At 63.7% G+C, this 22,393-nt stretch carries 12 protein-coding genes and 1 pseudogene; 5 read left to right on the plus strand and 8 right to left on the minus strand.

Going from position 1 to position 22,393, the window contains the following annotated elements; translation table 11 throughout:
• Positions 1–12: 12 nt before the first annotated feature.
• From ACVBEQ_RS06595 to ACVBEQ_RS06605, 3 genes and pseudogenes are all read left to right on the plus strand, one after another.
• Positions 13–697: pseudogene (locus ACVBEQ_RS06595) on the plus strand (transposase); the annotation flags it as partial.
• 1,155 nt (positions 698–1,852) lie between these two features.
• Complete coding sequence (locus ACVBEQ_RS06600; protein ID WP_447153483.1) at positions 1,853–3,346, plus strand: fascin domain-containing protein; 1,494 nt, start codon at positions 1,853–1,855, stop codon at positions 3,344–3,346.
• 134 nt (positions 3,347–3,480) lie between these two features.
• Positions 3,481–4,545 (plus strand): IS630 family transposase, encoded by a 1,065-nt coding sequence (locus tag ACVBEQ_RS06605; protein WP_447153484.1) that lies wholly within the window; start codon positions 3,481–3,483, stop codon positions 4,543–4,545.
• A gap of 465 nt (positions 4,546–5,010) precedes the next feature.
• On the opposite strand, the gene istA is transcribed toward ACVBEQ_RS06605, so the two are convergent.
• The 7 genes from istA to ppc all read right to left on the minus strand — a co-directional run bounded on the left by istA (position 5,011) and on the right by ppc (position 17,325).
• Positions 5,011–6,126 carry an IS21 family transposase gene (istA, locus tag ACVBEQ_RS06610; RefSeq protein WP_447153485.1) on the minus strand — a complete coding sequence of 372 codons (1,116 nt, stop codon included), beginning with the start codon at positions 6,124–6,126 and terminating at the stop codon, positions 5,011–5,013.
• Positions 6,127–6,490: 364 nt separating this feature from the next.
• Positions 6,491–7,735, minus strand: coding sequence for a phenylacetate--CoA ligase family protein (locus ACVBEQ_RS06615; RefSeq protein ID WP_447153486.1), 1,245 nt, complete (start codon positions 7,733–7,735; stop codon positions 6,491–6,493).
• Between the two features lie 1,320 nt (positions 7,736–9,055).
• Positions 9,056–10,285, minus strand: coding sequence for a glycosyltransferase family 4 protein (locus tag ACVBEQ_RS06620; protein ID WP_447153487.1), 1,230 nt, complete (start codon positions 10,283–10,285; stop codon positions 9,056–9,058).
• A gap of 12 nt (positions 10,286–10,297) precedes the next feature.
• The gene (locus tag ACVBEQ_RS06625; RefSeq protein ID WP_447153488.1) at positions 10,298–11,638 is read right to left on the minus strand and encodes a nucleotide sugar dehydrogenase; all 1,341 of its coding nucleotides are present in this window, start codon (positions 11,636–11,638) and stop codon (positions 10,298–10,300) included.
• A 962-nt stretch (positions 11,639–12,600) separates the two neighbouring features.
• On the minus strand, positions 12,601–12,939 hold the full coding sequence (locus ACVBEQ_RS06630; protein WP_447153489.1) for a hypothetical protein: 339 nt from the start codon (positions 12,937–12,939) through the stop codon (positions 12,601–12,603).
• A gap of 182 nt (positions 12,940–13,121) precedes the next feature.
• Positions 13,122–14,438, minus strand: coding sequence for a UDP-glucose dehydrogenase family protein (locus ACVBEQ_RS06635; RefSeq protein WP_447153490.1), 1,317 nt, complete (start codon positions 14,436–14,438; stop codon positions 13,122–13,124).
• Between the two features lie 79 nt (positions 14,439–14,517).
• Positions 14,518–17,325 carry a phosphoenolpyruvate carboxylase gene (ppc, locus tag ACVBEQ_RS06640; RefSeq protein ID WP_447153604.1) on the minus strand — a complete coding sequence of 936 codons (2,808 nt, stop codon included), beginning with the start codon at positions 17,323–17,325 and terminating at the stop codon, positions 14,518–14,520.
• Between the two features lie 706 nt (positions 17,326–18,031).
• On the opposite strand from ppc, the gene ACVBEQ_RS06645 reads away from it, so the two are divergent.
• The gene (locus ACVBEQ_RS06645) at positions 18,032–19,303 is read left to right on the plus strand and encodes a carbohydrate-binding domain-containing protein (RefSeq protein WP_447153491.1); all 1,272 of its coding nucleotides are present in this window, start codon (positions 18,032–18,034) and stop codon (positions 19,301–19,303) included.
• A 127-nt stretch (positions 19,304–19,430) separates the two neighbouring features.
• On the opposite strand, the gene ACVBEQ_RS06650 is transcribed toward ACVBEQ_RS06645, so the two are convergent.
• Positions 19,431–20,591: a carbohydrate-binding domain-containing protein gene (locus ACVBEQ_RS06650; protein WP_447153492.1), complete on the minus strand. Its 1,161-nt coding sequence runs from the start codon at positions 20,589–20,591 to the stop codon at positions 19,431–19,433.
• 766 nt (positions 20,592–21,357) lie between these two features.
• On the opposite strand from ACVBEQ_RS06650, the gene ACVBEQ_RS06655 reads away from it, so the two are divergent.
• The gene (locus ACVBEQ_RS06655) at positions 21,358–22,392 is read left to right on the plus strand and encodes a DUF6492 family protein (protein ID WP_447153493.1); all 1,035 of its coding nucleotides are present in this window, start codon (positions 21,358–21,360) and stop codon (positions 22,390–22,392) included.
• Position 22,393: the final 1 nt, after the last annotated feature.

Consider the following 22,393-nt stretch of genomic DNA (forward strand, 5'->3'; position numbering starts at 1 on the left):
GGGGCGATGCAGGTCTTCAAGTCATGGCTGGCCGGACGGGACGAAACGTGGCGCAACATGGCGATGTCGTGGCGATGGACGGGTTCACCGGATTCAAGACCGCGGCGGTAGAGGAACTGAAGGACGACGTCGCCGTGGTGATGGATCCGTTTCACACCGTCCGGCTCTGCGGGCAGAGCCTGGAACAGTGCCGGCGACGGGTCCAGCTCGACACTGTGGGTCATCGGGGCCGGGCCGGAGACCCGCTCTACTCCGCCCGCCGCACCCTGAGCACCGGCGCTGACCTGCTCACCGACAAGCAACGGCAACGCATCACCGCTCTGTTCGCCGATGACGCCCATAGTGAAGTCGAAGCGACCTGGGGCGTTTACCAGGCCATGATCGCGGCCTACCGCTCCCCTGACCGCGGCAACGGCAAGGCCAAGATGCAGCATTTGATCACCACCCTGCGCAGCGGTGTCCCCGCCGCCCTGACCGAGGTCCGCACGCTGGGCCGAACACTGAACAAACGAGCCGGCGACATCCTGGCCTACTTCGACCGGCCCGGCACCAGCAACGGACCCACCGAAGCCATCAACGGCCGCCTGGAGCACCTACGAGGCTCAGCACTCGGGTTCCGAAACCTGGCCAACTACATCGCCAGATCACTCCTGGAACCGGCGGCTTCAGGCCCGAACTACACCGTCGATTGCGATGAGGCCCATAACCGTGGCAGAAGACCGGCTCAGCTGGTCCCATCACGCTGGCGGGCGACAACGACGCCCACCCTTCATGACGAGCCGCTCACCGGTGGTGTCGTTGCGTGGACCAAGGAGTCGTCAGCGGTGAGTCCGGGAACCGGCACGAACATCCTGCTCGAACCATCGGAGCACCAGATCCAATCCATCGAGCGTCAGCACTACCGTGGTCGCGCCCCAGATGTCTGCGGTTCCTTGCCGAAGGGCACATGTAACTTGCCGAACCGGCCACGGGTGAATTGACCATCAGCAGGTTCCAGCAGCGATGACTCCTCGGCGCGCAGGCCAGCGTGATACAGCGCCGGAACGCGTAATCCCGAGCCGTCGGCCGTACTTACGGGCGGTCGCAATCCGCCCTGTCAGAAGCTCTAAAGATCGGTTACCCGCTCCAGGGGCCGGCCGCGCCAACACCGCGGGCGATTCGTCGCCGACATGCGAGGACGCGTCGAATATCTCCACCGGGCAGACCAGCCTGACCCCGAACACGGTGTCGATCTCGACCGCCCTGCGGGACTGCAAGAACCGATGAAACTCCTAAACGCCTGCACATACCCTTCTGGTGGACGTTGCCAGCCCATCTGCAGCGAGCCCGCCGACCACCCGGTCCACGTCCTGCTGTGAGGTCCCAGGCCGGACGACCCAGCAAATCCCGGACCCGCTCGAAAACCCCGGCGTCGTCTTCGATCGTCACCGCCCCGAATCCGCGGGCCTCGAACGAAGCCCAGTGCTCATCATCACAGCGAAATTAGAACGAATGGCGAGTCCCCATCGCCACGGAAAAATGTGTTTGTCCTTCGCCTGCTCATGCACGCCCCCGAATGTACAAGCGATCGGGGTCAAACGGCCAATTTTGCACACGTACCGTTGATATGCGGCCCCTATATCGTCCGGCCACCATCCGACCTGGGTCACCCTTCATCAGCGAGGTGATGCCAATTGTTTACTGCTGTGACCGGGGTTCCATGACGCAACCTCGTTGTGCGGGATCGCCCTGATCGCCGGTTGCCGACCATCCTCCGTTTTGACTACGATGAGTAATCTCTCAATCACAGCACGTAGTTGACGTCCCTGTGTCAGCACGACTCCCGATCGAGGGAACCCTTCTGGAGGTAGTAATGCTGGCTGCCGGCGATGTGGTTGTGACGAAGATTCGCCTTCGATGGGACCCAAGAACCCCGGTTCATGCGGCGCTGGTCGCCCTGCTGGCGGCAACGTTAATCCTCGCCTTGTCCGCCGCTCCACGGGGCCACGATGCGCAGATGGCGGACTCGATCGGCGTCGCCGCTGCCGCCACGGAGGTTGTTGCGTTGCGCGCCAAGGCGAACGATCGTTATGTGGCGGCCGATAACGTCGGGAAAGCCCCGCTCATCGCCAACCGGACCGTTATCGGGCCCTGGGAGACGTTCGATCTGATCCATGTCAATTCCACCGACGTGTATCTACGAGCCCACGCCAACGGAAGGTTCGTTTGCGCCGAGGCCGCCGGCGCTTCTGCTCTTATTAGCAACCGCGATGTTGCCGGACTTTGGGAGACGTTCCAACTCATCAAGAACAGTGACGGCACGGCGAGCCTGCGGGCGCGGGCGAACAATAAACTTGTCACGGCCGAAAACGCGGGTGGCGCTCCGCTGATCGCCAATCGGACGCTGGTTGGGAAATGGGAAAAGTTTGACATAATCGCTTTGAGCCCGTTGACAACTCCGACCCCGACGACCAGCACGCCGCCCACTGCCCCGATAGTGAACCTGCCGGGGCAGCCAGCAATCACCGCATACGGGTCGGCCGCTGTGGTCACCCCGTACGCGAAGCGCGGTGCGCTCATCATCGCAGGCCGCGACAACTACAACGCGCAGCAGATGAAGGACGCATCCGCCGCTGGCGCCACCGTGCTCATCTACCTCGACGCGATCATCAACAACCCGTACGGGCGGTACCACGGGTTGCTCGTCAACTCGTCACTCTGCGGTCCGGCAACGGCGCGCTGGCCCGGGTCGCCCCAGGCGAACTCGTGGGGCTACCTCCAGGACTTCCGCGTCGGCAGCGTGGTGCAGTCCAAGCTCAAGTGTGTGCTCGAGTTGATGGTGGCTGAGAACCCCCATATGGGTGGGTTCTTTGCTGACGACCTCGGCTCCCGCTCCTGGTTCGGTGGCTTCAACTGGAATACGTGGGGGGCAACCAACCAGCAGGCGTACCGGGCCGGTGCAATCGCGGTGGCGCAAACCTTCCACAACGTGGCAGCCATGCACGGTCTCGTGGTGATGGTCAACGGAACATGGACGGCAGGGTCGCTCGCATCTACCGGCGGCGGGTATCCGAACGCCAGCGCCCACGGGTTGTCCCTCGCAGACGGCGGTTACATCGAGCATCACGCCGCGTCCGAGTTGTCGTATTGGTCCGCCTACGCCAAGGGACAGTGGGGCACGGCCGCTGGTTCCGTCAGCCAGGGGAAGCCGTTCATGTACGTGCAAGCCAACGACGCCACCACGCGCAACTCGTACAACAATGCTGGTGTGTTCTCGTTCCTGTCGGCGCAGTCGAGTTACGGTGGCAGTGTGACCCCGTGGGGTAATTTCCATGCGACTGGGTTGCCGTCAAAGGTCGTCAGATAGATGGCGCTGATGCCGAGTACGGTTTCCCTAAGCTAAGTATAGCGCTACCATCACCGCTGACAGTTCCGGGAACGGGCGGAAGCTAGTGCGGCGTGTCGTAAGTAGTTTGACGGTGTTTTTTGGGACAATTGCGCATGCGAGTAGCGGCCTTGGCGTTGCGGTCCGGGGATCGGCAGCGGTTGACGGAGTGGACGCGGTCGTCGTCGATCCGGGCTGGTCTGGCGCAGCGGGCGAGGATCATCTTGTTGGCCGCCGACGGAGTCAGCAATACCGCGATCGCCGATCTGGTCGGGGTGTCGCGGCCGACGGTGACGGCGTGGCGGGCACGGTATGACGCCAACGGGATCGACGGGTTGATCGACGAACCACGATCGGGCCGGCCACGGGAGGTGAACCGGTCGAAGATCATCGCGGTCATACTGGCACCGCCACCGAAGAGGCTCGGGATCACCCACTGGTCGTCGAGGTTGCTGGCCGACCATCTGAACACGAGCAACAGCACCGTGGCGAAGGCATGGCGGGAAGCAGGTGTCCAGCCGTGGCGGTCGGAGACGTTCAAGTACTCCACCGACCCCGAGTTGATCGCAAAGGTCACCGACATCGTCGGCCTGTACCTGGCACCCCCGGAGAACGCGATAGTGCTGTGCGTGGACGAGAAGTCGCAAATCCAGGCATTGGACCGGACCGCGCCGATGCTGCCGATGCAACCGTTCGTGCCGGAAAAACGGACCCACGACTACGTCCGGCACGGCACCACCACCCTGTTCGCGGCGCTGGACATCGCGACCGGTCAGGTCACCGGCCTGTGTCAGCCGCGGCACCGGCACCAGGAGTTCCTGCGGTTCCTCAAGCAGGTCGCGAAGACCTACCCGAACCAGGAGCTGCACCTGGTGATGGACAACTACGCCGCCCACAAACGCGTCGAGATCAAGACCTGGCTGGCGGAGAACCCGAGGATCCAGGTTCACTTCACCCCGACCTCGGCGTCCTGGATGAACCTCGTCGAGGTGTGGTTCGGCATCATCGAACGACAGGCCATCCACCGCGGCACCTTCACCTCCGTCAGCGAACTCATCGGCAAGATCCGCCGCTTCATCAACGGCTGGAACGACCGATCCCACCCGTTCGTCTGGACCAAAACCGCGGAGCAGAACCTGACCAAAGCCAACCGAAAAACAACTTCAATCACAGACCACTAGAGTTCTCCGGGTCGTGGGCCGCATCCGCTAAGCCTCGATCCGTGGACCGGAGGGTTGTTGACCGGCGCGAATTTGAGAAATGTGCCCTTTGACATGCGACAATAAGTTGTTGAAGACCTTATTGGTGTGAATCGAAAGGACACTTTCGGTGAAATTGTTGCATGGTTGGCGGCGCAGCACCGCCGCGTTCGATGACGAGAATCTGGTGTCATGCGCGGGGCCCGCTGCCGGTGTTGGAGTTGGCCGAGCGAGCGGGGCTATCCGAACTGCTGGATGAGCATGTGCTGTTGCCGATAAGCGGCTCAGGCCCGGTGCGGCGAATCCGACCCCGAGCCGTCGTCGATCATCGTCGGCATGCTGGCCGGCGGACAGCATCGATGATCTTGAGGTGATCCGGGCTGGTGGGATGAGCCAGGTGTTCGGCGGGGTGTACGCGTCGGCGACGCTGGGATTCTGTTGCGGAATTCACTTTCGGCTTACCAGCAAGAGTTGATCTCCAAGGCCCGCAACGGCGCGAAGGTGCCCCGATGTAGGCCGACGGCACGCTGTAGAGCGCCTTGCCGATTTCGCAGTGGTGGTCCCGGTGGACCTTGACCGACCGGAACAACGGCACGTCGTAGACCGGTGGGACGGCAGCAACGCTGCCGCTTCGCGCTCGGTGAAGACCTCGAGCGGGCGGGCCGCGGTCGTGCCGTGCATCCGCATCCCGGCCGTGTCGGTGCACCACCGCCGGGCCGCCTGCTGAGCGTCCTGCAGCGAGGCGAAGTCTTCCCCGTCGAAGAAGTTCCCGCGGACGTACTGCACGGTCCGCTCGACCCGCGGCTTGTCCTGTGGGGAGCGGACTCTGGCCGGGTCGGTGACGAACCCGGCGTGTTGGGAGTAGTCCAGCCACCCTACCGAGAACCGCGGATTGACCGGGTCGGCGTCGAGCACCACCGGCTTCAGATTGTCCGGGATGAGGACCCGGTAGACCCCGCCGAAGTAGGACCAGGCCGCCTCGCAACCGGCGATCACATCGGCCAGGGTCTGCCCGAAGGTCAGGTGCACGAACATGTGCCGGGAGAACACCGCGGTCAGGATCAGCGCGTGCACCTTCCGCCGCCGCCCGGTCTCCGCGTCGGTGATGAAACCCATTTGTGCGAAATCGATCTGGCATTCCACACCGGGCTCGCCGTCCAGGACCCGGACCGTGGTGCGGGTAGGCCGGAAGCCGCACTCCGCCGTCGCGAACCGGTGCAGCGTGCGGTACGGCGTCACCGTGCCGGACCGGGCCAACAACTCCTCGATCTTCACCAGCGTCTTACCACCCTTGACCCACCCGGTGACCTCCGCACGGCGGGCCGTCAACGCCTCCCACGCCGCGCCGTGCCCGTTCGGTCGGGCCGGCCGGACCCGCTCGACGACCGCGCCGATCAGCTCGTCGCGCAACGCCGACTGGCCGGCGTCCCGGACCAGCCCGGCGGCCTGCGCCGCCTGGACGTAGCGGCGCGCGGTCTTGCGATCCACGCCGGCGCGTTCGGCGATCGTGCGTAACCCACCCCCGTCCAGCCACCCTCGTAGGACCTCACGTACCTCCACCACGTCGACCTCCCGGAACGCAACTGGACCTCCACGTCTGGCAACAGAACGTGCAGATCGAACAAGCGCCCCGACCAACCCGGCGTCACGACACGCCGGTGGTCCCATGGCTGGCAACAGCGGGTCCCATAACCGTGGCAGAAAACCGGCTCAGCTGGTCCCATCACGCTGGCGGGCGACACCGGCCATCAGCGACTTGCCGCAAGTAAGTACTTCGACCAAGTAAGCAGACTGCCTCGAAAAAGACAGCTTTGATCGGAGCTGATGGGCGCGCTCAAGGACCCAGGCCTGCGGCCGAGTTCCGGCGCGGTGACCTCCGAGAAGGCGGCGCGGGCACACACTGGCCACGGTCGCTACTCGGCCGGACTCAATCGACCGTGACGTCCTCACCGGTCATGGGCTCTCGTACTGCCGGCCTGACCTTCCCGGTCGCGGAGCGGGGGACCCGGTCCATCTCGCGGAACGTCACGACCTGCCCCGGTCCGACGAACCGCTCCACGTTGGCCACGGCCCGTGCCCGAACGGCGGCGCGGTCTACGTCGGGCCCTGGCACCATTCGGAACTCGAACTCACCGGGCACCCGCTGCGCCACCTGGACCTCCCGCAGGCCGACGAGGTCCTTGACCAGGCTGTGCGGCAAGGGCACGAAGCGGCCGTCGGCTGCGGTGAACGCGTCCTCGACCCGACCGTCCAGCGTCCCGAGGCGCCGGAACGGCCGTCCACACGGGCACACCGACGGCGGCGCGGCTGTCACTTCGTCACCTGTGCGGTAGCGCAGTAGCGGGAACGCCCAGTTGTGCAACGCTGTGCCGACAATCTCGTGGCGCCCTCCTGCCCCTGGCACCGGAATTAGCTCGACGATGCCGTAGTCATCGAACCAGTGCGTCGAGCCGTGCTCGCAGGTGCCCGCCATCGCGACCCGCTCTGTTTGTCCGTAGTGGTCGATCAGCGGGCCGCCGAACACGTCGGCGAACAATGCCCGCTCGTGCGCTCCCACCATCTCTGACGAGGTGATAACCCCCCGGACCGGGAAGTGCTCTCCGGCCTCCACCATCAACGACGCCAGTCGGACCAGGCTCGACGGCCAGCCCTCCACTGCGACCGGTCGGTGCGCCCGCATCGCCGCGAGGATATCCGGGAGCCGGTCCGCCTCGAGGTGGAAGCTTGAGACGAGCAACTGGCCCGTGCCCGGCCGCGCAACCGCGAGTGCGCCACCCCGGTCGGCGGTGTCGCTACCGCGCAACGTGATCCGGCGTGGGTCGCGGCTCAGCCCGAACCAGCCCCACTGGCGTTCCAGCGCGCACATCTCGTAGATCGACGAGCCGAGGCTGCGGTACACCGTGACGACCGTGCCAGACGTCCCGGTGGACCGCGCCGGCCAGACTGCCTTACGCGGATACGTCAGGAACGATCCCGGGTCGCCGGCCAGCTGCGCACGGTCGAGCAGTGGCAACTGCGGCAGGTCGTCCACCGTCCGGATCGACGCCGGGTCGATTCCGGACTCGCGGAACCAGCGCCTGTAGAACGGCGACCGGACCGCGGCGAAGCGCACGAGAGCCCGCAACCGCCGGTCCTGGTATGCGCGGAGGCGATCGGTGTTCGCGTGATTCATCCGGGCGAGATCCGCCCGCATCGCGGCCGCCAGGGGATTTGAACGCCGTATCCGGTAGCCGATACTCGGTGGGATACCTGGAGGAGCCACGACGTTCCACCTAATTTGTAATACATGTCCGATTGATACGCACGGTAACAGAGTTGCGGCAAACCGGACCGCGATGTACGTCAGCAGACTCGGCCCATGCGTTCCCTGCAGGCTAGCGAACGCAAGTGGGGTCGGGCGGATGTGAGTCCTCGGACTCGGCTACGTCCTTGCCGGTCGGTTCCACTGTCGGTTGGGTAATTCTCGGCGCACTTCCCGGTGGCGGGGCAACCAGCGACCGGGCCCCCGGCGGGTGAACTGTCCGGCGGTTCCGCGGCGCCCGCTGCCTACCCCGCCGGACCGATTGTATCGGGCGTGCGCTCCATCCTTGTGCGACGCAGACAGGAACGGGCAGCAACCCCGTGACGCTCGACCCATACCTCGGTGGCCGATCCGACGCCGACGCCCGATCGCCCGTCGCCGACCGATCCCGACTGCCGCGCGATCTGCCGACGCGGCACCCCATCCGCGACAGGCCGCTCATCAACGCCCAGTCGTCCCCGCCGAGATCCCATCCAGTGGGTCGTGGTGGCCTCGCTATCAAACGGCGATAGAGCCTCGTTCTGGAACATGGTCGACAGACGGATCGCAGTGCTGCGGCGGGAGCACGGGGGCGTGCGGGGGATCCTTCGGCGGCTGGATCGGTGGCCCTCAACGATCACCCGTGAGTTGCGACGGACCATGCTCCCGCTCGCCGCGGTGTTGACCACGCGGGTGTGGCGCACGCCTGATCTCGGGAGCAGGCGTGGCAAACCAGAATCGGTGTGTTCGCCCGTGACGAGCCGCTCAAGCAACTGGTGCAAGACAAAACTCAAGGTGCAGTGGCGCCGGAACAAATCGCTGGCTGACTGGGCACCGAGCAACGGGAGCGACCCGAATTGCATGGCTGCCACCAGGTCATCCATCAGGGCATCAACTTCGCCGGCGACCGCAATCTTCAATGGGATTTGGACGCCGAAACGTACGCTTCAGTCGCGGCGTTCAGTTGCGGGCGGCCCCGGTGAAGGATGGGTTGACCGTGGTTGACTATGCCGTCCCGGGTAATTGAACGAGCGCCCGGCCGTGGTGAATGAGCCCCGCACGGCTCGGCGATTTCGAGGGCGTTTTGCGTCGGTCGTCACTGCATATGACGCGCGGCCAGGAGTGGAACACTTGGGGTCAGAACTCACCGGGATCGACACCAGAAACACGGCGCGGGCCTCTGAAGCGAACTGCTTTTGGGAAGTCCTCGACTCAGCATGCTTCGTCGCCCCTGAAACGCGCCATACGTGACATCTGCGTTGATCGTTGCATTGTTTGCTGATAGGCGGCCAAGAGCTTGTTCCGGGAGATTTCCCACGAGAGTGTGTCTTCAACTCGTTTTCGTCCGATGCGGCCCATCGCACGGCGCCTATCAGGGTCATCCAGCAATTCGCCCACCAAGCAGGCAAATTCCCGCTCGTCATTTGGAGTGGCATACACTGCCGCGTCACCTGCTGAAACCCGGGCTTCGGTGAGATCGAACGAGACCACGGGGCGCCCCATTGCCATGTACTCGACGATCTTATTCATGGTGGAGACGTCGTTGAGTGGATTCTTCGGGTCTGGTGCAAGGCAGACGTCGGCCGTCGAAAGATACAAATGCACGACGGCGTCCGGAACGCGACCCGTGAACTCAACAATATCCTGAATGCCAAGCTCATACGAGAGAGCAACCAGATCATCGAAGGAGTCGCCGGAACCAATAAAAACAGCATGAAAGTCAGTACGGTTCAGAGTGTGACGAAGGTGAGCGACTGCGCGCAAAGCATAATCGACGCCGTCTTGCGGCCCCATGACTCCGAGATAGCAGGTGAGGAATCGCTTGCCTCGCCGCAGGCTGGTATCGGCCGGCACCCGGGTGAAACGGGCCAGATCTGGCGCGCTGCGTACCACGTGTACGCGTTCCGGCCGTACCTTTCCACGCCGCATCGCTACCCCGCGATAGCTCTCGTTCGTGGAGATGACGGTGTCAGCCAGTGCGAACGTGATGCGTTCGAGAAGGACCACGAGGGTTCGAAGCAGACCACGCCGGCCAAAACGTGATTCAAATAATTCCGGTACCAAGTCGTGATGGTCAAAGATGAACATGGTGCCCTGTAACTTGAAAGGGAGCGCTACAAGGAAGAGCAAATCCGGAGGATTGCAGGCTTGAATAATGTCGAATCGGCCCTGTCGAGACAGCTTCCATGCCAGGCTGAATGAATGCCACAATGCACTGCCATATTCCCTCAGGTAACCGGCGGGCCCCCCGGTCGCTGCCCGGAGCGGATAGCGGTAGATGTGTATACCCTCGATCACCGAATGCGAATCTGTGTCCCGGGTGGTGCCTTGCGGGCAGATGACCGTGACTTCATAACCCGCTTCCGAAAGGGCACGACTTTCTTGCCATACCCTTCTGTCGAACGGAACGGAAAGGTTCTCAACAATGATCAGTACAGGCACCATTAAGTTCGATCACCACGCAATGCCGAAGTAGGACTCAAGTGACTCGAAGCGGTCCGATCCCGCGAAACGCACCAGGTCAATGATCGTGCGGGGCTGTGCGCGATCGAGCGCCGCAAGCACCTCAGGGTTTGCGTTACCGACGACGACCGTATCGCCGTGGGCCACCACGGCGTCCGCAGAGGACGCCAATAAATGCTCGAGGTGCGGGATACGCTCTGCTATGAAGGCGCGGTTCGCTCCTTGAAGCCGTGATAGTGCAACATGAGCGTCGTAGATCAGCACCTCGTAACCTCTGCCGACTAGGCGTTCAGCAAGCTCGACCAACGGACTCTCCCTCAAGTCATCCGTACCTGGCTTAAAAGATAGGCCGAAGAGTCCGACTCGGCGATTGCTTGCGGCCTCAATGAGGCGAAAAGCACGATCCACCGTTCGCTCGTTGGACGGCAGCACGTTGGACAGAATTGGTACGTCAACGTCGTTGTGCCGCGCGGCATGCAAAAGCGCTCGGAGATCCTTGGGCAGGCAGGATCCGCCAAAAGCATACCCGGGCTGTAGGTACGCGGGCGAAATGTTCAGCTTAGTGTCTGCACGAAAGATGTCCATCACCGAGTGACTGTCGATACCGAGTGCGCGACAGACTGCCCCAATCTCGTTCGCGAAGCCCACTTTCAGTGCATGGAATCCATTGTCCACATACTTGGTCATCTCGGCCACGCGAATCGGTACACGATATACTGGCCCCGGCATTCCTTCGTAGATCGACGCGACGGTATCGCCGCTGACATCATCCAGCGCACCAACGACCGTTTTGGGTGGGTTATGAAAGTCGAGTACGGAAGATCCCTCCCGCAGGAATTCAGGGTTGACGGCAATACCGAAATCCCAGCCGGCCTGTAGCCCTGACGCCTTCTCCAGGATGGGAATCACTCGCTCCTCACAAGTGCCCGGAAGCATCGTGGAGCGGATGATCACGGTGTAGCGACGTCCCTCTAGTGACGCCATTGCTGCGCCGATCTCCTCGGCCACCCTCTCAACAAATATCGTGGATATCCCGCCATTCGAGTCGGACGGAGTGCCTACACAGACGAGTGCAATGTCGGTTGAAGCGACTGCCTCGGCCGCACTGATCGTGGCCCGGAGGCGCCCTGACGCCACGACTTCAGAAATAAGTTCTCCTATTCGCTCTTCAACGATAGGCGTTCGTCCGGCCGAGACCATGGCGACTTTGTCAGCGCTCACGTCAACGCCCACGACTTCGTGCCCGCGCTCCGCGAAACAGGCTGCCGAGACGCACCCGACATAGCCGAGTCCGAAGACGGCAATACCGGGGGGCTTCTCAGTTGGAACCATCTGATTTCCTTTCGATGCCTCGGTGAGACTTGCCAGGAAGTTGGTCCCAGCACATGCCGTTCAGGTTCGTCCGACTGTCCATAGATGGCGCCTGATGGCAAATGAGCCGGCGTGGCAGCTGGGCGCAGGTGCCGCCTCTCGTCGCGGCGGTGGCCGATGACCGATCGCCACTCTCACTGCTGATGACAGTCTTGCTGGAGCTGTCATTGCGACCCAGACGGGCGCCCACGACGGACTGTGATCGGCTCTGATGGGTAACCGCTCGCTCGAGACATGCGGTTGCAGCACACCTGCGAACGAGAGGCCATAATCAGACTCGGCCCGCCTGACCCCGACGGTCGTGAACCCTGAACAGAGTGTCCTAGTTGTGAGCAGGCAGATGACCGCCAGCGGGTCTCTCAACCGAGTATGGCCTTCCATCAACTTTGACAGAGACGAAATGTCGCTTTGAGCTTTTGCGGCATGTGTTTGCACGGTTCCCACCCCAATGTGCCCGTGGCTAATGGCGTTGTCCGGCTCCGCAGTTCCTGCGGAGAGCAAGGCCTAACACTACGAGACTTCGGAAACTATATCGCCACGGGGTCCGGCCTACCATAAAGAAGGACCGATCAGGGTGCCTCCGCGTAGGGCCGTCCTCGCAACGACTGCGATCTAGGGGGATCGTGACCATTGAGGACGGCAAATGGGCGCGGCCCATCGATTAGTGGAACGACTGAAACAGCCCCAGAGCCATGGTCTTTGGGCGGAAACCAAGCTTGCGTCAGTTCACGGGTCACGACACGAATCTCTGAGATCGTTGGCGAACACCACAACCGACTGGTTCCGGTGTGTTGCGTGTATTAAACGACGAATCGGGCTCAGATGGGGCTACGCGGGCGGCCACATCCAAGATCATGATGACCAAGTACAAAGGAGCCACACACCGAACATATTCGGCGTGCGGCTCCTTTAGTTCGCTAATTTCAGACGTTCGACTTGCGCAGCCGATTTCCGGCGAAAGCCAGCACGAGCCCGACCAGCAATACCGCGACACCGATGGCGACGGCGGTTCCGACACTGAAGCCGGCGCCGGTGCTCGCGAGGCTGGTGGTGGAAGCGGTCGTGTCGGACACCGGGGCCCACACGGTGGAGGTCGGATCGACCGGGGGCGCCTGGTACGGCGGCGTCCCGGCCGAGGCGAGCGCCGGTACGGTCAGCAGTCCCATGACAACGAGCGTGAGCGTGGTGGCGATTCGACGGAACATGTGGGCGACCCATTCTCGTAGAGTGATGAGATCGACCACCGATGCAGTGACGATCACTCTGATGGCGTGACTCTAACCCAATAGCCGCTACTCACTGCTGCTTTTCTCGGCGATCGTGGGGAAATCACCCGATCGGGATGGCTCTACACCACCTCAGGTGAGCCACCGGCAACGGCCGGCCGCCCGGAGACGACCGCCTCAGCACCCGAATGCCCGCGAGCTCGCCGGCAAACGAAGGATCAAGGTCGCCCGAGCGCCCGGTAGGTCCAGCCGGCGGCACGCCAGGCAGCGGGATCGAGCGCATTGCGCCCGTCGAGGATCCGTCGTTGCCCCACCACCTCGCCGAAGGCGACCGGGTCGAGGTGCTTGTACTGGTCCCACTCGGTCAGCAGCAGGACCAGGTCGGCACCCTTGGCGGCTTCTTCTGCCGTCGCCGCGTAGTGCAGGTCCGGCCACTTGCGGCGCGCGTTCTCGACCGCTTCCGGGTCGGTGACCACCACCGACGCACCCTGGAGCTGGACCTGGGCGGCGACGTTGAGCGCGGGGGAGTCCCTGATGTCGTCACTGTTCGGCTTGAACGCCAGACCGAGCACCGCGATCCGGCGCCCGGCGATCGATCCACCGCAGACTTCACGGGCGAGGTCGACCATCCGTACCCGGCGCCGCATGTTGATGGAGTCGATCTCCCGCAGGAACGCCAGAGCCTGATCGGCACCGAGCTCGCCGGCCCGCGCCATGAACGCGCGGATGTCCTTCGGCAGGCAACCGCCCCCGAATCCCAGGCCGGCATTGAGGAAGCGACGCCCGATGCGGGCGTCATAACCGATCGCGTCCGCGAGTTGTACGACATCGGCGCCGCTGGCCTCGCAGACCTCGGCCATGGCGTTGATGAACGAGATCTTGGTGGCCAGGAAGGAGTTGGCTGCGGCCTTGACGAGCTCGGCCGTCGAGTAGTCGGTGACCACCAATGGCACACCGGATGCCAGCGGGGTGGCGTACACCTCGTCCAGCATCGACTTGGCCGTCACTCCGTCAGCCCCGGCCGGCAGTCCGTACACCAGGCGGTCCGGATGCAGGGTGTCCTCGACCGCGAAGCCCTCACGGAGAAATTCCGGGTTCCAGGCCAGCAGCGCACCGGGCTCCGACGCGGCGACGAGGTCGGCGAGCCGCCGGGCGGTCCCGACCGGCACGGTCGACTTACCGACCACCAGGTCGCCTGCCGACAGGTGCGGGACCAGTGCCGTCACGGCAGCGTCCACGTAGGCCATGTCGGCCGCGTACTCGTTGCGCTTCTGCGGTGTGCCGACGCAGACGAAATGCACCGACCTGCCGTGCGCGGCGGAGATGTCGGAGGTGAAGGACAGCCGCCCGGTCGACATGGCGTCCTGCAGCACCTCGGCGAAGCCTGGCTCGAAGAACGGTGTCTGCCCAGAGGAGAGCAGTTCGACCTTGGCGTCGTCGACATCGATGCCCACGACGTCATGGCCGAGCTGCGCCATACAGGCCGCGTGGACGGCGCCGAGGTAGCCGCACCCGATCACGGTCATCTTCGTCATTGAGTTGCTACCCCCGACACTCCGGTCTGCGCGACCACCGACATCATGGGGCTGATCGTGCCATGTCCCGCACTGTCCGTTATCCCGTGTTGCGCATTCCGGCCGCCACACCGTTGATCGTCAGCGACATCGCCCGCTGCAGGTCCTTGTCGACGGCTCCCGACCCCTCGACCGCCCTGATCCTGTCCAGCAGGTCCACCTGCAGGTAAGAGATAGGAGCGAGGTACGGCTCGCGCACCGCCAGGGTGCGCTTGAGATCCGGCTGCTCGTCGAGCAGGTCGTCGCCGCCTGCGATGCGGAGCACCTCTTCAACGGTTCGGTGATGTTCAGCCCTGATCCGGTCGAACATGTGCTGGAGCCGGTCGGGGACCAGGGACCTGACATACAGCGCCGCGATCTCCATGTCCGTCTTCGCCAGCGTCATCTCGACATTCGAGATGAAGGTGCGGAAGAAGTGCCACTCGAGGTACATCTCCCGCAGGCCGTCGGCGGCCCCGGCCTCCCGGGCGGCTCGCAGGCCGGATCCCACTCCGAACCAACCCGGCACGATCTGCCGGGACTGGGTCCAGCCGAAGACCCAAGGGATGGCGCGCAGACCGCCGATGCCGCCGCCGGAATCGGGTCGGCGCGAGGGTCGGGACCCGATGTTGAGCGACGCCAGCTGTTCGACGGGGGTGGAGGCGAGAAAGTACGCAGGCAGGTCCGGGTCGTCGATCAGTCCGCAGTACGCGGCGAAGGCCGCGTCGCTCACCGTGTCCATCAATGCATCCCACTGGCGGAGCTGAACCGGTGTCTGCCTCGCCTGTTGATGCAGCGCGCTCGCCCGCAACGTGGCAGCGACGGTCAGCTCGAGGTTTTCCTTGGCCAGGTCCGGCAACCCGTACTTGTCGCTGATCACCTCGCCCTGTTCGGTGAACTTGATCGCGCCGGCCAGTACACCGTGCGGCTGGGCGAGGATCGAGTCGTAGGTCGGCCCGCCGCCACGGCCGACGGTGCCCCCCCGGCCGTGGAAGAGCGTGAGCGCGACCGCGTGCTTCGCAGCCACATCGCGCAGCACGCGCTGGGTCTTGTGGATCTCCCACTGACTGGTGGTGATCCCGGATTGCTTGTTCGAATCCGAGTAGCCGAGCATGACCTCCTGGACGTCGCCGCGGAGCCGGACGATCTGCCGGTACGTGGGGTCGCTCAGCAGTTCGTCGATCACCTCGGCGGATTTGCGGAGCTCGTCGACCGTCTCCAGCAGCGGGGCGAAGCCGATGTGTGCGTACGGCCCGCGCTCCGGGTCGCCAGGGGTGCCGTAGACATCGAGCAGACCGGCCTCCCTCGCGAGGACCGCGGCGGCGAGGATGTCGTCCGACCCCATGGTCATCGAGGTGATGTAGGTGACGATGACCTCGGGTCCGAATGTGCTCTGCGCGCTCTTGATCTCGGTGAAGACCGAGAAGGTCTTGGCGCCGGCTGCGTCGAGCGGCGCCGGCAGGGAGGTCAGTGGGCGGTGCGAGGTCAATTCCTCGGCCAGCAGGTCTCGGCGCTCGCTCCTGCTGAGGGTCCGGTAGGGCCGGTCGTGCTCGCCGACCCGGTCGATCAGCTGACCCAGGACCTGATGGTGCGCCTCCGAGTGCTCGCGAATGTCCATGTACGCGGTGGTCAGACCGCTGACGGCCAGCGTCCGCTGAACCGTCGCCAGGACACCCTGCGCGGCCAGAGAGCCGCCGTTCTCGACCAGCGACCGGCTCACGATGGCCAGGTCGTCGAGCAACTCCCTCTTGTTGGCGTAGTCACGACCCGGTTCGTGGGCACTGGCGGCGATGACTCTCGACCGGGTGTTGATGAGCTTGGCCTTGATGCACGTCAGCTTCAATCGCATCGGTTCCGCGCTGTTCAGTTCCTTGACCCTGGGATCGAGCTTGGGCAGTTTCTCGAGATCCCGCTCGATGGACAGCGCGAGCTCGTCGGAGATACCGGTGACCACGGTCGAGCTGGACAGCGCCATGATCAAGTCGTCGACCTTGCCGATCGCGATCTTGTAGGCGCTCAGGTGCTGGAGTTGCAGCACATCGTGGGTGATGTCCGCAGTGACGTTCGGGTTGCCGTCACGGTCGCCGCCGATCCAACTGCCCAGCAGCAGCGGTGTGGCTTCGGGTGACAGTTCGACCCCGTGTTCGGCCACTGCCGCAGCCAGATCGTCCGTCAGCTCGGGGATGGTGTCCGCCACGATCGCCTCGAGGTAGAACAGCGCGTTGCGCGCCTCATCGATCGGTGTCGGCCGCGACTGGCGGAGCTCGTCGGTCTGCCACAGCAGATCCACGATCTCGGCGAGCTTGCGGTCCTGGCGTTCCCGGGCCCTGCTGTCGGGCTCGGTGCGTTCGGCCAGGATGTCGGCCACGGCCCGCAGCTTGAGGAGCACGGAGCGGCGGCTGGCTTCGGTGGGATGCGCGGTGAAGACCGGCTGGACGGCCAGCGTCCGGATAGCCGCCTCGAGCTCTTCGCGGCCCAGCCTCTCGGCGATCTCGGCGACAACTGCTGCCAGGTGCCCTTCGGTCGCGGGGCGGCTGCGGAGGGCGCGCACCCGGTGTACCTGCTCGGCGCCGTTGGCGAGCTGGAAGTAGGTGGCGAAGGCGCGCACCAGGTCGGTCGCGGCCGAGATCGGTAATCCCGCCAGGATGGCCCTGACCTCGGCGGTGGCTCGATCCCGCTCCTGCTTCTCCGCGGCTTCCCTGGACTGCTTGGTCAGCTTCCTGACCTGCTCGACCAGATCGAGCAGGTCCTCGCCGTGCTGCCGGACCAAGGTCCTCCCCAGCAGCGCTCCGACCCTCCTGACGTCGGCGCGCAGCTCGGCGTCGCGGTCGTTGGCCGGCGCGTGGTTCGCGGGCGCATCGGTGCGCATGTGCCCTTCCGCCCGCTCCGTCAATGGTCCGCCGGGCATCGCAGCCTTCAGGTTCCCCGTGTTCGTCATGTGTCGATAGTGGCGCATCACCGTGACGGCAATGTGACATGCCTTCCCGGTGACGACGGCTGTCGGTGCAGGAGAGCCCGCGTTGTCCTGCGGATTACCCGACGAACGTCCGGGCCGCGCATTAGGCGCGCCAATTGCTGCACATGAATCAATGGTCATAGGTCATCTGCACTATGCCGCCTGGGTAATGCACCTGGGCACCTAATGCAACACAACCACATGACACTGCCGAGTCTGAGCCATTGATGGTTGGTGACCGACAGTTCCTCAGCAGTTTTTGAAATGCACCCCTTCTGTGCGCGATCCAACCCTTCAGAACAACACAGTGCCGCCGTGGACAGCGCGCTGTCACGAACAACCGGCGTCCCCGGTGGGTCCGGCCAAAAGGGGTGAAGCACGCCCTGTCTCGAGGAGATCTCGAAGTGACGCAGTGCGTTGCGGAGCTGAACTACACGGTCTGGTATGCGCTTCTAAAAACGCTCTGTAACGGTAACGTTGCTTTCAGTAACAAGCCGTTCCGGTGTTTGGGGGCCCTTCCCGAATCGGTTTCTGATCCGCTCTGTTCCTTCATCAACAAAGGACGACGAACGACATGATCAATTTCCGTAGAGTACGCCCAGGCATTGATTCCAGCGTCGTGACGAATACGACCGGGTCCTTCGTGAAGAGGGTTCTGTGCCTTGTGATGGCCCTTGCCGCATCCCTTTGCCTGACGGTCGTCGCCGCCGGCACGGCCAGTGCCGGCGTCACCCAGTTCGTCGTGAACCGCGGAGTCGAACGTCCCGCCACCGGTGTCCCGGTCCCGCCGTCCGGGATGGAAGTCTCGCTCACCAACACCGGTTCGTCCGGCTCGACCACCGTCAGCGGTTCCGGCCGGGTCGTCGTCGGCGCGACCGGTAAGGACTGCGAGGGATGGCCCAGCGCTGCCGTCTACGTCGATGGGGTCGCCCAGGGCAATCTGACCTTCAGCAGCAAGACCAACTACGGTGCCTACCTCACCCCGAAGGCGCTCGCCGCCGGCAGTCATGCCGTGAAGGTGGTCTTCATCAACGACCGCTACGTCGCGGGGACCTGTGATCGCAACATCAGCCTGGCCACGGTGCGGATGGAGTTCGCTCCGACCACCGTCCGGCAGCGGGCAGACGCAACGACCACCGGCGTGCCGGACGGGACAGCGCTCACCGTGCATCAGGGCAACATCACCGTCACCCAGGCCGGGACCGTCATCGACAGGCTCGACGTTCACGGGTCCATCTACGTCAAGGCCAACAACGTGACGATCAAGCGCTCGCTCATCCGCGGTGGTCCGGTCAGCTCGTCGAACAAGGCGCTCATCGCCTCCTGGTGGGGCAACACCAACCTGATCGTTCAGGACTCGACGCTGCGGGCCGACTTCCCCAGCTACTGGATCGACGGTCTGTCCGGTGGCAACTTCACCGCCACCCGCCTGGACGTCTCGAGGGTTGTCGACACCGTCAAGGTCATCGGCGGAAACGCCTCGATCACCAACTCCTGGTTGCACGAGAACGCCCACTTCTCGCCCGACCCGAACCACAGTGACAACAAGACCCACGACGACGGCATCCAGGTCACCGGTGGAAAGAACATCGTCATCAGCGGCAACACCATCCAGGGAGCCCACAACGCATCCGTCATGGTCGGCCAGGGAACGGTCGTGGCGGATCTGAAGATCACCGGCAACTGGTTGAGCGACGGCGGTTGCGCCGTCAACGTCACCCAGAATGGCACCGGCGGACCGATCCTGGGAACGTCCGTGCAGGACAACAAGTTCGGCCCAGGCGTCTATGGGACGACTTGCCCGATGCGGCTGCCGAAGACATCGCCTATCACGGTCAGCGGAAACACCTGGGCCGCCACCAACACCGCGGCGGTGCCGAACTGGTTCTGATCTCCTGCTTGATGGGAGTGGCAGGAAGCGAAAAATGAAGTGAACAGAGCCGGCAGGGCCCCGTGGAGACATCCGCGGGGCCCTGCCGTTTGAGCTGTGTTGTTCGGTGTCAGAAGCGCTGTTCCTGTCAGAAGCGCTGTGGAACTGCGGTCTTCCCGGTCGCGTCCCACACGTTGCCGGACAGGGTGATCGGTGAGGCCGACGGCAACCGCATCGGGCAGGATGTCGAATAGCGCCCCGGGCCGAACCGGTTGCTCGTGATGCTCATGCCGAGAATCGGCGTACCGGTGCCGGCCTGCGTGACGTTGATGGCACAACCACCGTCACTGAGCCAGTTGCCGGCGACCTTGATGTTGCCGGTGGTTGTCCCCTGGCCGATCATGATCGCCGAGTTGTGGCCATCCTCGATGTTGTTGCCCGTGACCGTGACGTTCTTGCCACCGGTCACCTGGATGCCGTCGTCGTGTGTCTTGCCGTCGCTCTGATTCGGGTCCGGCTCGAAGTGGGCGTTCGCGTGCAGCCAAGAATTCGTGACGGACACATTGCCGCCGATCACCTTCACCGAATCGACTACCCGTGAGATGTCGAGCCGGTTGGCGGAGATGTTCTTGCCGGAGATGCCGTCAACCCAGTAGCTCGGGTAATCCGCTCGGAGGGTGGAATCTTCGATCTTGGTATTGGTGTAGCCCCACCATGATGCGATCAGCGCCATGTTCTTCGAGCTCGCGGGTCCGCCGCGGACCAGTGTTCGTTTGATCGTGACGTTGTTCGCCTTGATGTAGATGGCGCCCTTGACGTCAAGGCTGTCGATGACGGCCCCGTCCTGGGTGACGTTGAGATCGCCGGTATGCGCCTTGAGGGCGGTTCCGTCGGGTACGCCGGTGTTGGTCGAAGTGGGCTTGCCGGTGGTGACGGCCGCCGCCGTGAGGGTCGTTGAGGGAGATTCCATCCGCACGCTGGCCAGGTAGGCGTTGCGATCGCAACGACCCGCAGCGTAGAGATCGTTGGTGAAGGTCACTTTGACCTGGTGGCTGCCGCCTGCCAGCGCAGCCGACGTCAGGTAGGCGCCGTAGTTCGTGGCGCTGCCGACCTGGACGGTGCCCTGCGACTTGCCGTCGGCCGTCACTGCGAGCACCGGCCAACCGTCGCAGTTGTTCCCGGTCGCACCGATCACGATGCGGCCCGAGCCGCTGACAGCTGTGGTGGCCGACGAACCGGTTTTGGGGAGGACGACCTCGGCTCCGGAGGCGGGCACGGGTGTCCCGGTGGCCGTGCGTTCACCCGCCATGTAAACAGTGAATTGCGTTACGTCCGCATTTGCCCATGTGGTAGGCCATACGGTGAGTCCCATTGCCAAGATGGCCACGAACGTGGCGGATCGAGCGCGCCTCAATTGACATTCCTAGGGGTAGAAGATTCGAAGGCGGCGCCGTCTCCGATAACCATTGATGCAGGAAGATTCGATTCAGACATGTAAAGAGAGGTTACAGCAGACTTAAACATCTTGAGTATGTTGAGTTTAGTGGCCTTACGTATGCCGTTATCGCAACGTGATGAAAAACGGACAAATTCGAGGGGCCTGTGGAGCAATCGGGGTCCGAGCCCCACGTATCCGCGCTCGAGACTACGGAGCGAATAGTTGCGTGCCGAACAAATCCGATGGGTGACAGCAATCTCACCCATTTAGAAGCAGACGGCTCCCTTTGACTGCATGTAGTGCTTCGCAGGCCCCGGTCGTAGCCTGATCGAGGCATCCGGTACACCCGATGGTGGAGTACAACTCCCTCGTCCTGCCTTCTTATCCGGACGCACGTCCACATCAAACGGGCGACATCGTTCTCCTGTCAACGTTGTCTCATCGGCGCCGCACCGCACCGTCGGGGCTCGAGGCGCGGCAGTTGGCGGCCGGCCAGCGAGATCTCCGGAGTGCGGACGCCCCGCGGTGTAGTTTGAACCCTCACCTCGCCGAGGGTGACCGCCGACGGTCAACCGCACCGGACCTCTGCCGGACCGAAGAGTCCATGCACGCCCACGCCGACGGAAGGAGCCGCGCGATGCCCGCCACGCTCTCTTTCGTCACCGTGGTGTTCGAATCGGAGTACCTGCTCCTTGACCTACAGGCGCGGTCGATGTCCGTGTATCTACCTGCGTCGATGGTGGGCGAGATCATTGTCATCGACAATTCTCGACGTGGTATGTCAAAGGAATTCAAGCACCGCCTGACGACGTCCTACGGTGACCTCAAGGCTCGGGTGAGTTTCGTCCGGCCGAAGGACATCTGTACGGTCCCGGCCACCACCGGCTGGCGGAGTCAGCAAGTCTACAAACTTGTCATTGCCGAGCGAATCTCCGGCGAACGGTACGTGGTTCTCGACGCCAAGAACCACTTCGTCGCCGAGGCGCGGCCGCATTTCTTCCAGTCGCCCGACGGACGGGCCAGGGTCAACGAGTACAGCTTCCGCACCCACCCCCTCCGGCCGGCCCTGGAGAATGTGCTCGGCTACCTGGGTCTTGATCCCGCACCGGCAATCGAGAAGTTTCCTGCGACCGTGACGCCGTTCGTCTTGGACACCGCTCTGGTGAGGGCGATGATGCAGGACATCGAGGAACGCAGCGGCAATGACTTCGCGACAGAGTTCGTCGACAACAACCTCCTCGAATTCTTTCTCTACTCGGGATGGCTGCTGCGCAGTGGTCGGTCTCTCGATCAGGTCTTCGACTTCCATCAGGTGCTCTGTCCGAATATCTGGGTCAAGAACGTCGGCCCTGACGTCGTGCGCGGCGCGATTGCAAAGGCTGCCGACCGGGAGCTTCCGCTGTTCAGCATCCATCGCAAGGCACTCGGCCGGCTGGACGCGCAGAGCGTCCGTTTGCTCGTCGACTTCTGGACGGAGCGCGGGCTCTTCGACTCGGTCGATGCCGGCAGTCGCTTCGTCGCAGACTTCACGACGGCTTTCAGGCGTGCCGAGCTGATCAGGAAGGTCCGCGAATCACCGGTGCGGGTGGCGAAGAAGCTCGACCGTTCCCGCTCGCAGTTGCTCCAGCGGTGGGAGGCTCGCCGAGGGAAGCACGGACAGGGGGAGATCTGAC

The sequence above is a fragment of the Nakamurella sp. GG22 genome (assembly GCF_052976845.2).

Bases quoted from the DNA above. Each gene is read 5' to 3' on its own strand.
- ACVBEQ_RS06600 (WP_447153483.1), top strand. From the start codon at position 1,853: ATGCTGGCTGCCGGCGATGTGGTTGTGACGAAGATTCGCCTTCGATGG.
- ppc (WP_447153604.1), bottom strand. From the start codon at position 17,325: ATGCGCACCGATGCGCCCGCGAACCACGCGCCGGCCAACGACCGCGAC.
- ACVBEQ_RS06605 (WP_447153484.1), top strand. From the start codon at position 3,481: ATGCGAGTAGCGGCCTTGGCGTTGCGGTCCGGGGATCGGCAGCGGTTG.
- ACVBEQ_RS06650 (WP_447153492.1), bottom strand. From the start codon at position 20,591: ATGGCGGGTGAACGCACGGCCACCGGGACACCCGTGCCCGCCTCCGGA.
- ACVBEQ_RS06615 (WP_447153486.1), bottom strand. From the start codon at position 7,735: ATGAATCACGCGAACACCGATCGCCTCCGCGCATACCAGGACCGGCGG.
- ACVBEQ_RS06625 (WP_447153488.1), bottom strand. From the start codon at position 11,638: ATGGTTCCAACTGAGAAGCCCCCCGGTATTGCCGTCTTCGGACTCGGC.
- ACVBEQ_RS06635 (WP_447153490.1), bottom strand. From the start codon at position 14,438: ATGACGAAGATGACCGTGATCGGGTGCGGCTACCTCGGCGCCGTCCAC.
- ACVBEQ_RS06655 (WP_447153493.1), top strand. From the start codon at position 21,358: ATGCCCGCCACGCTCTCTTTCGTCACCGTGGTGTTCGAATCGGAGTAC.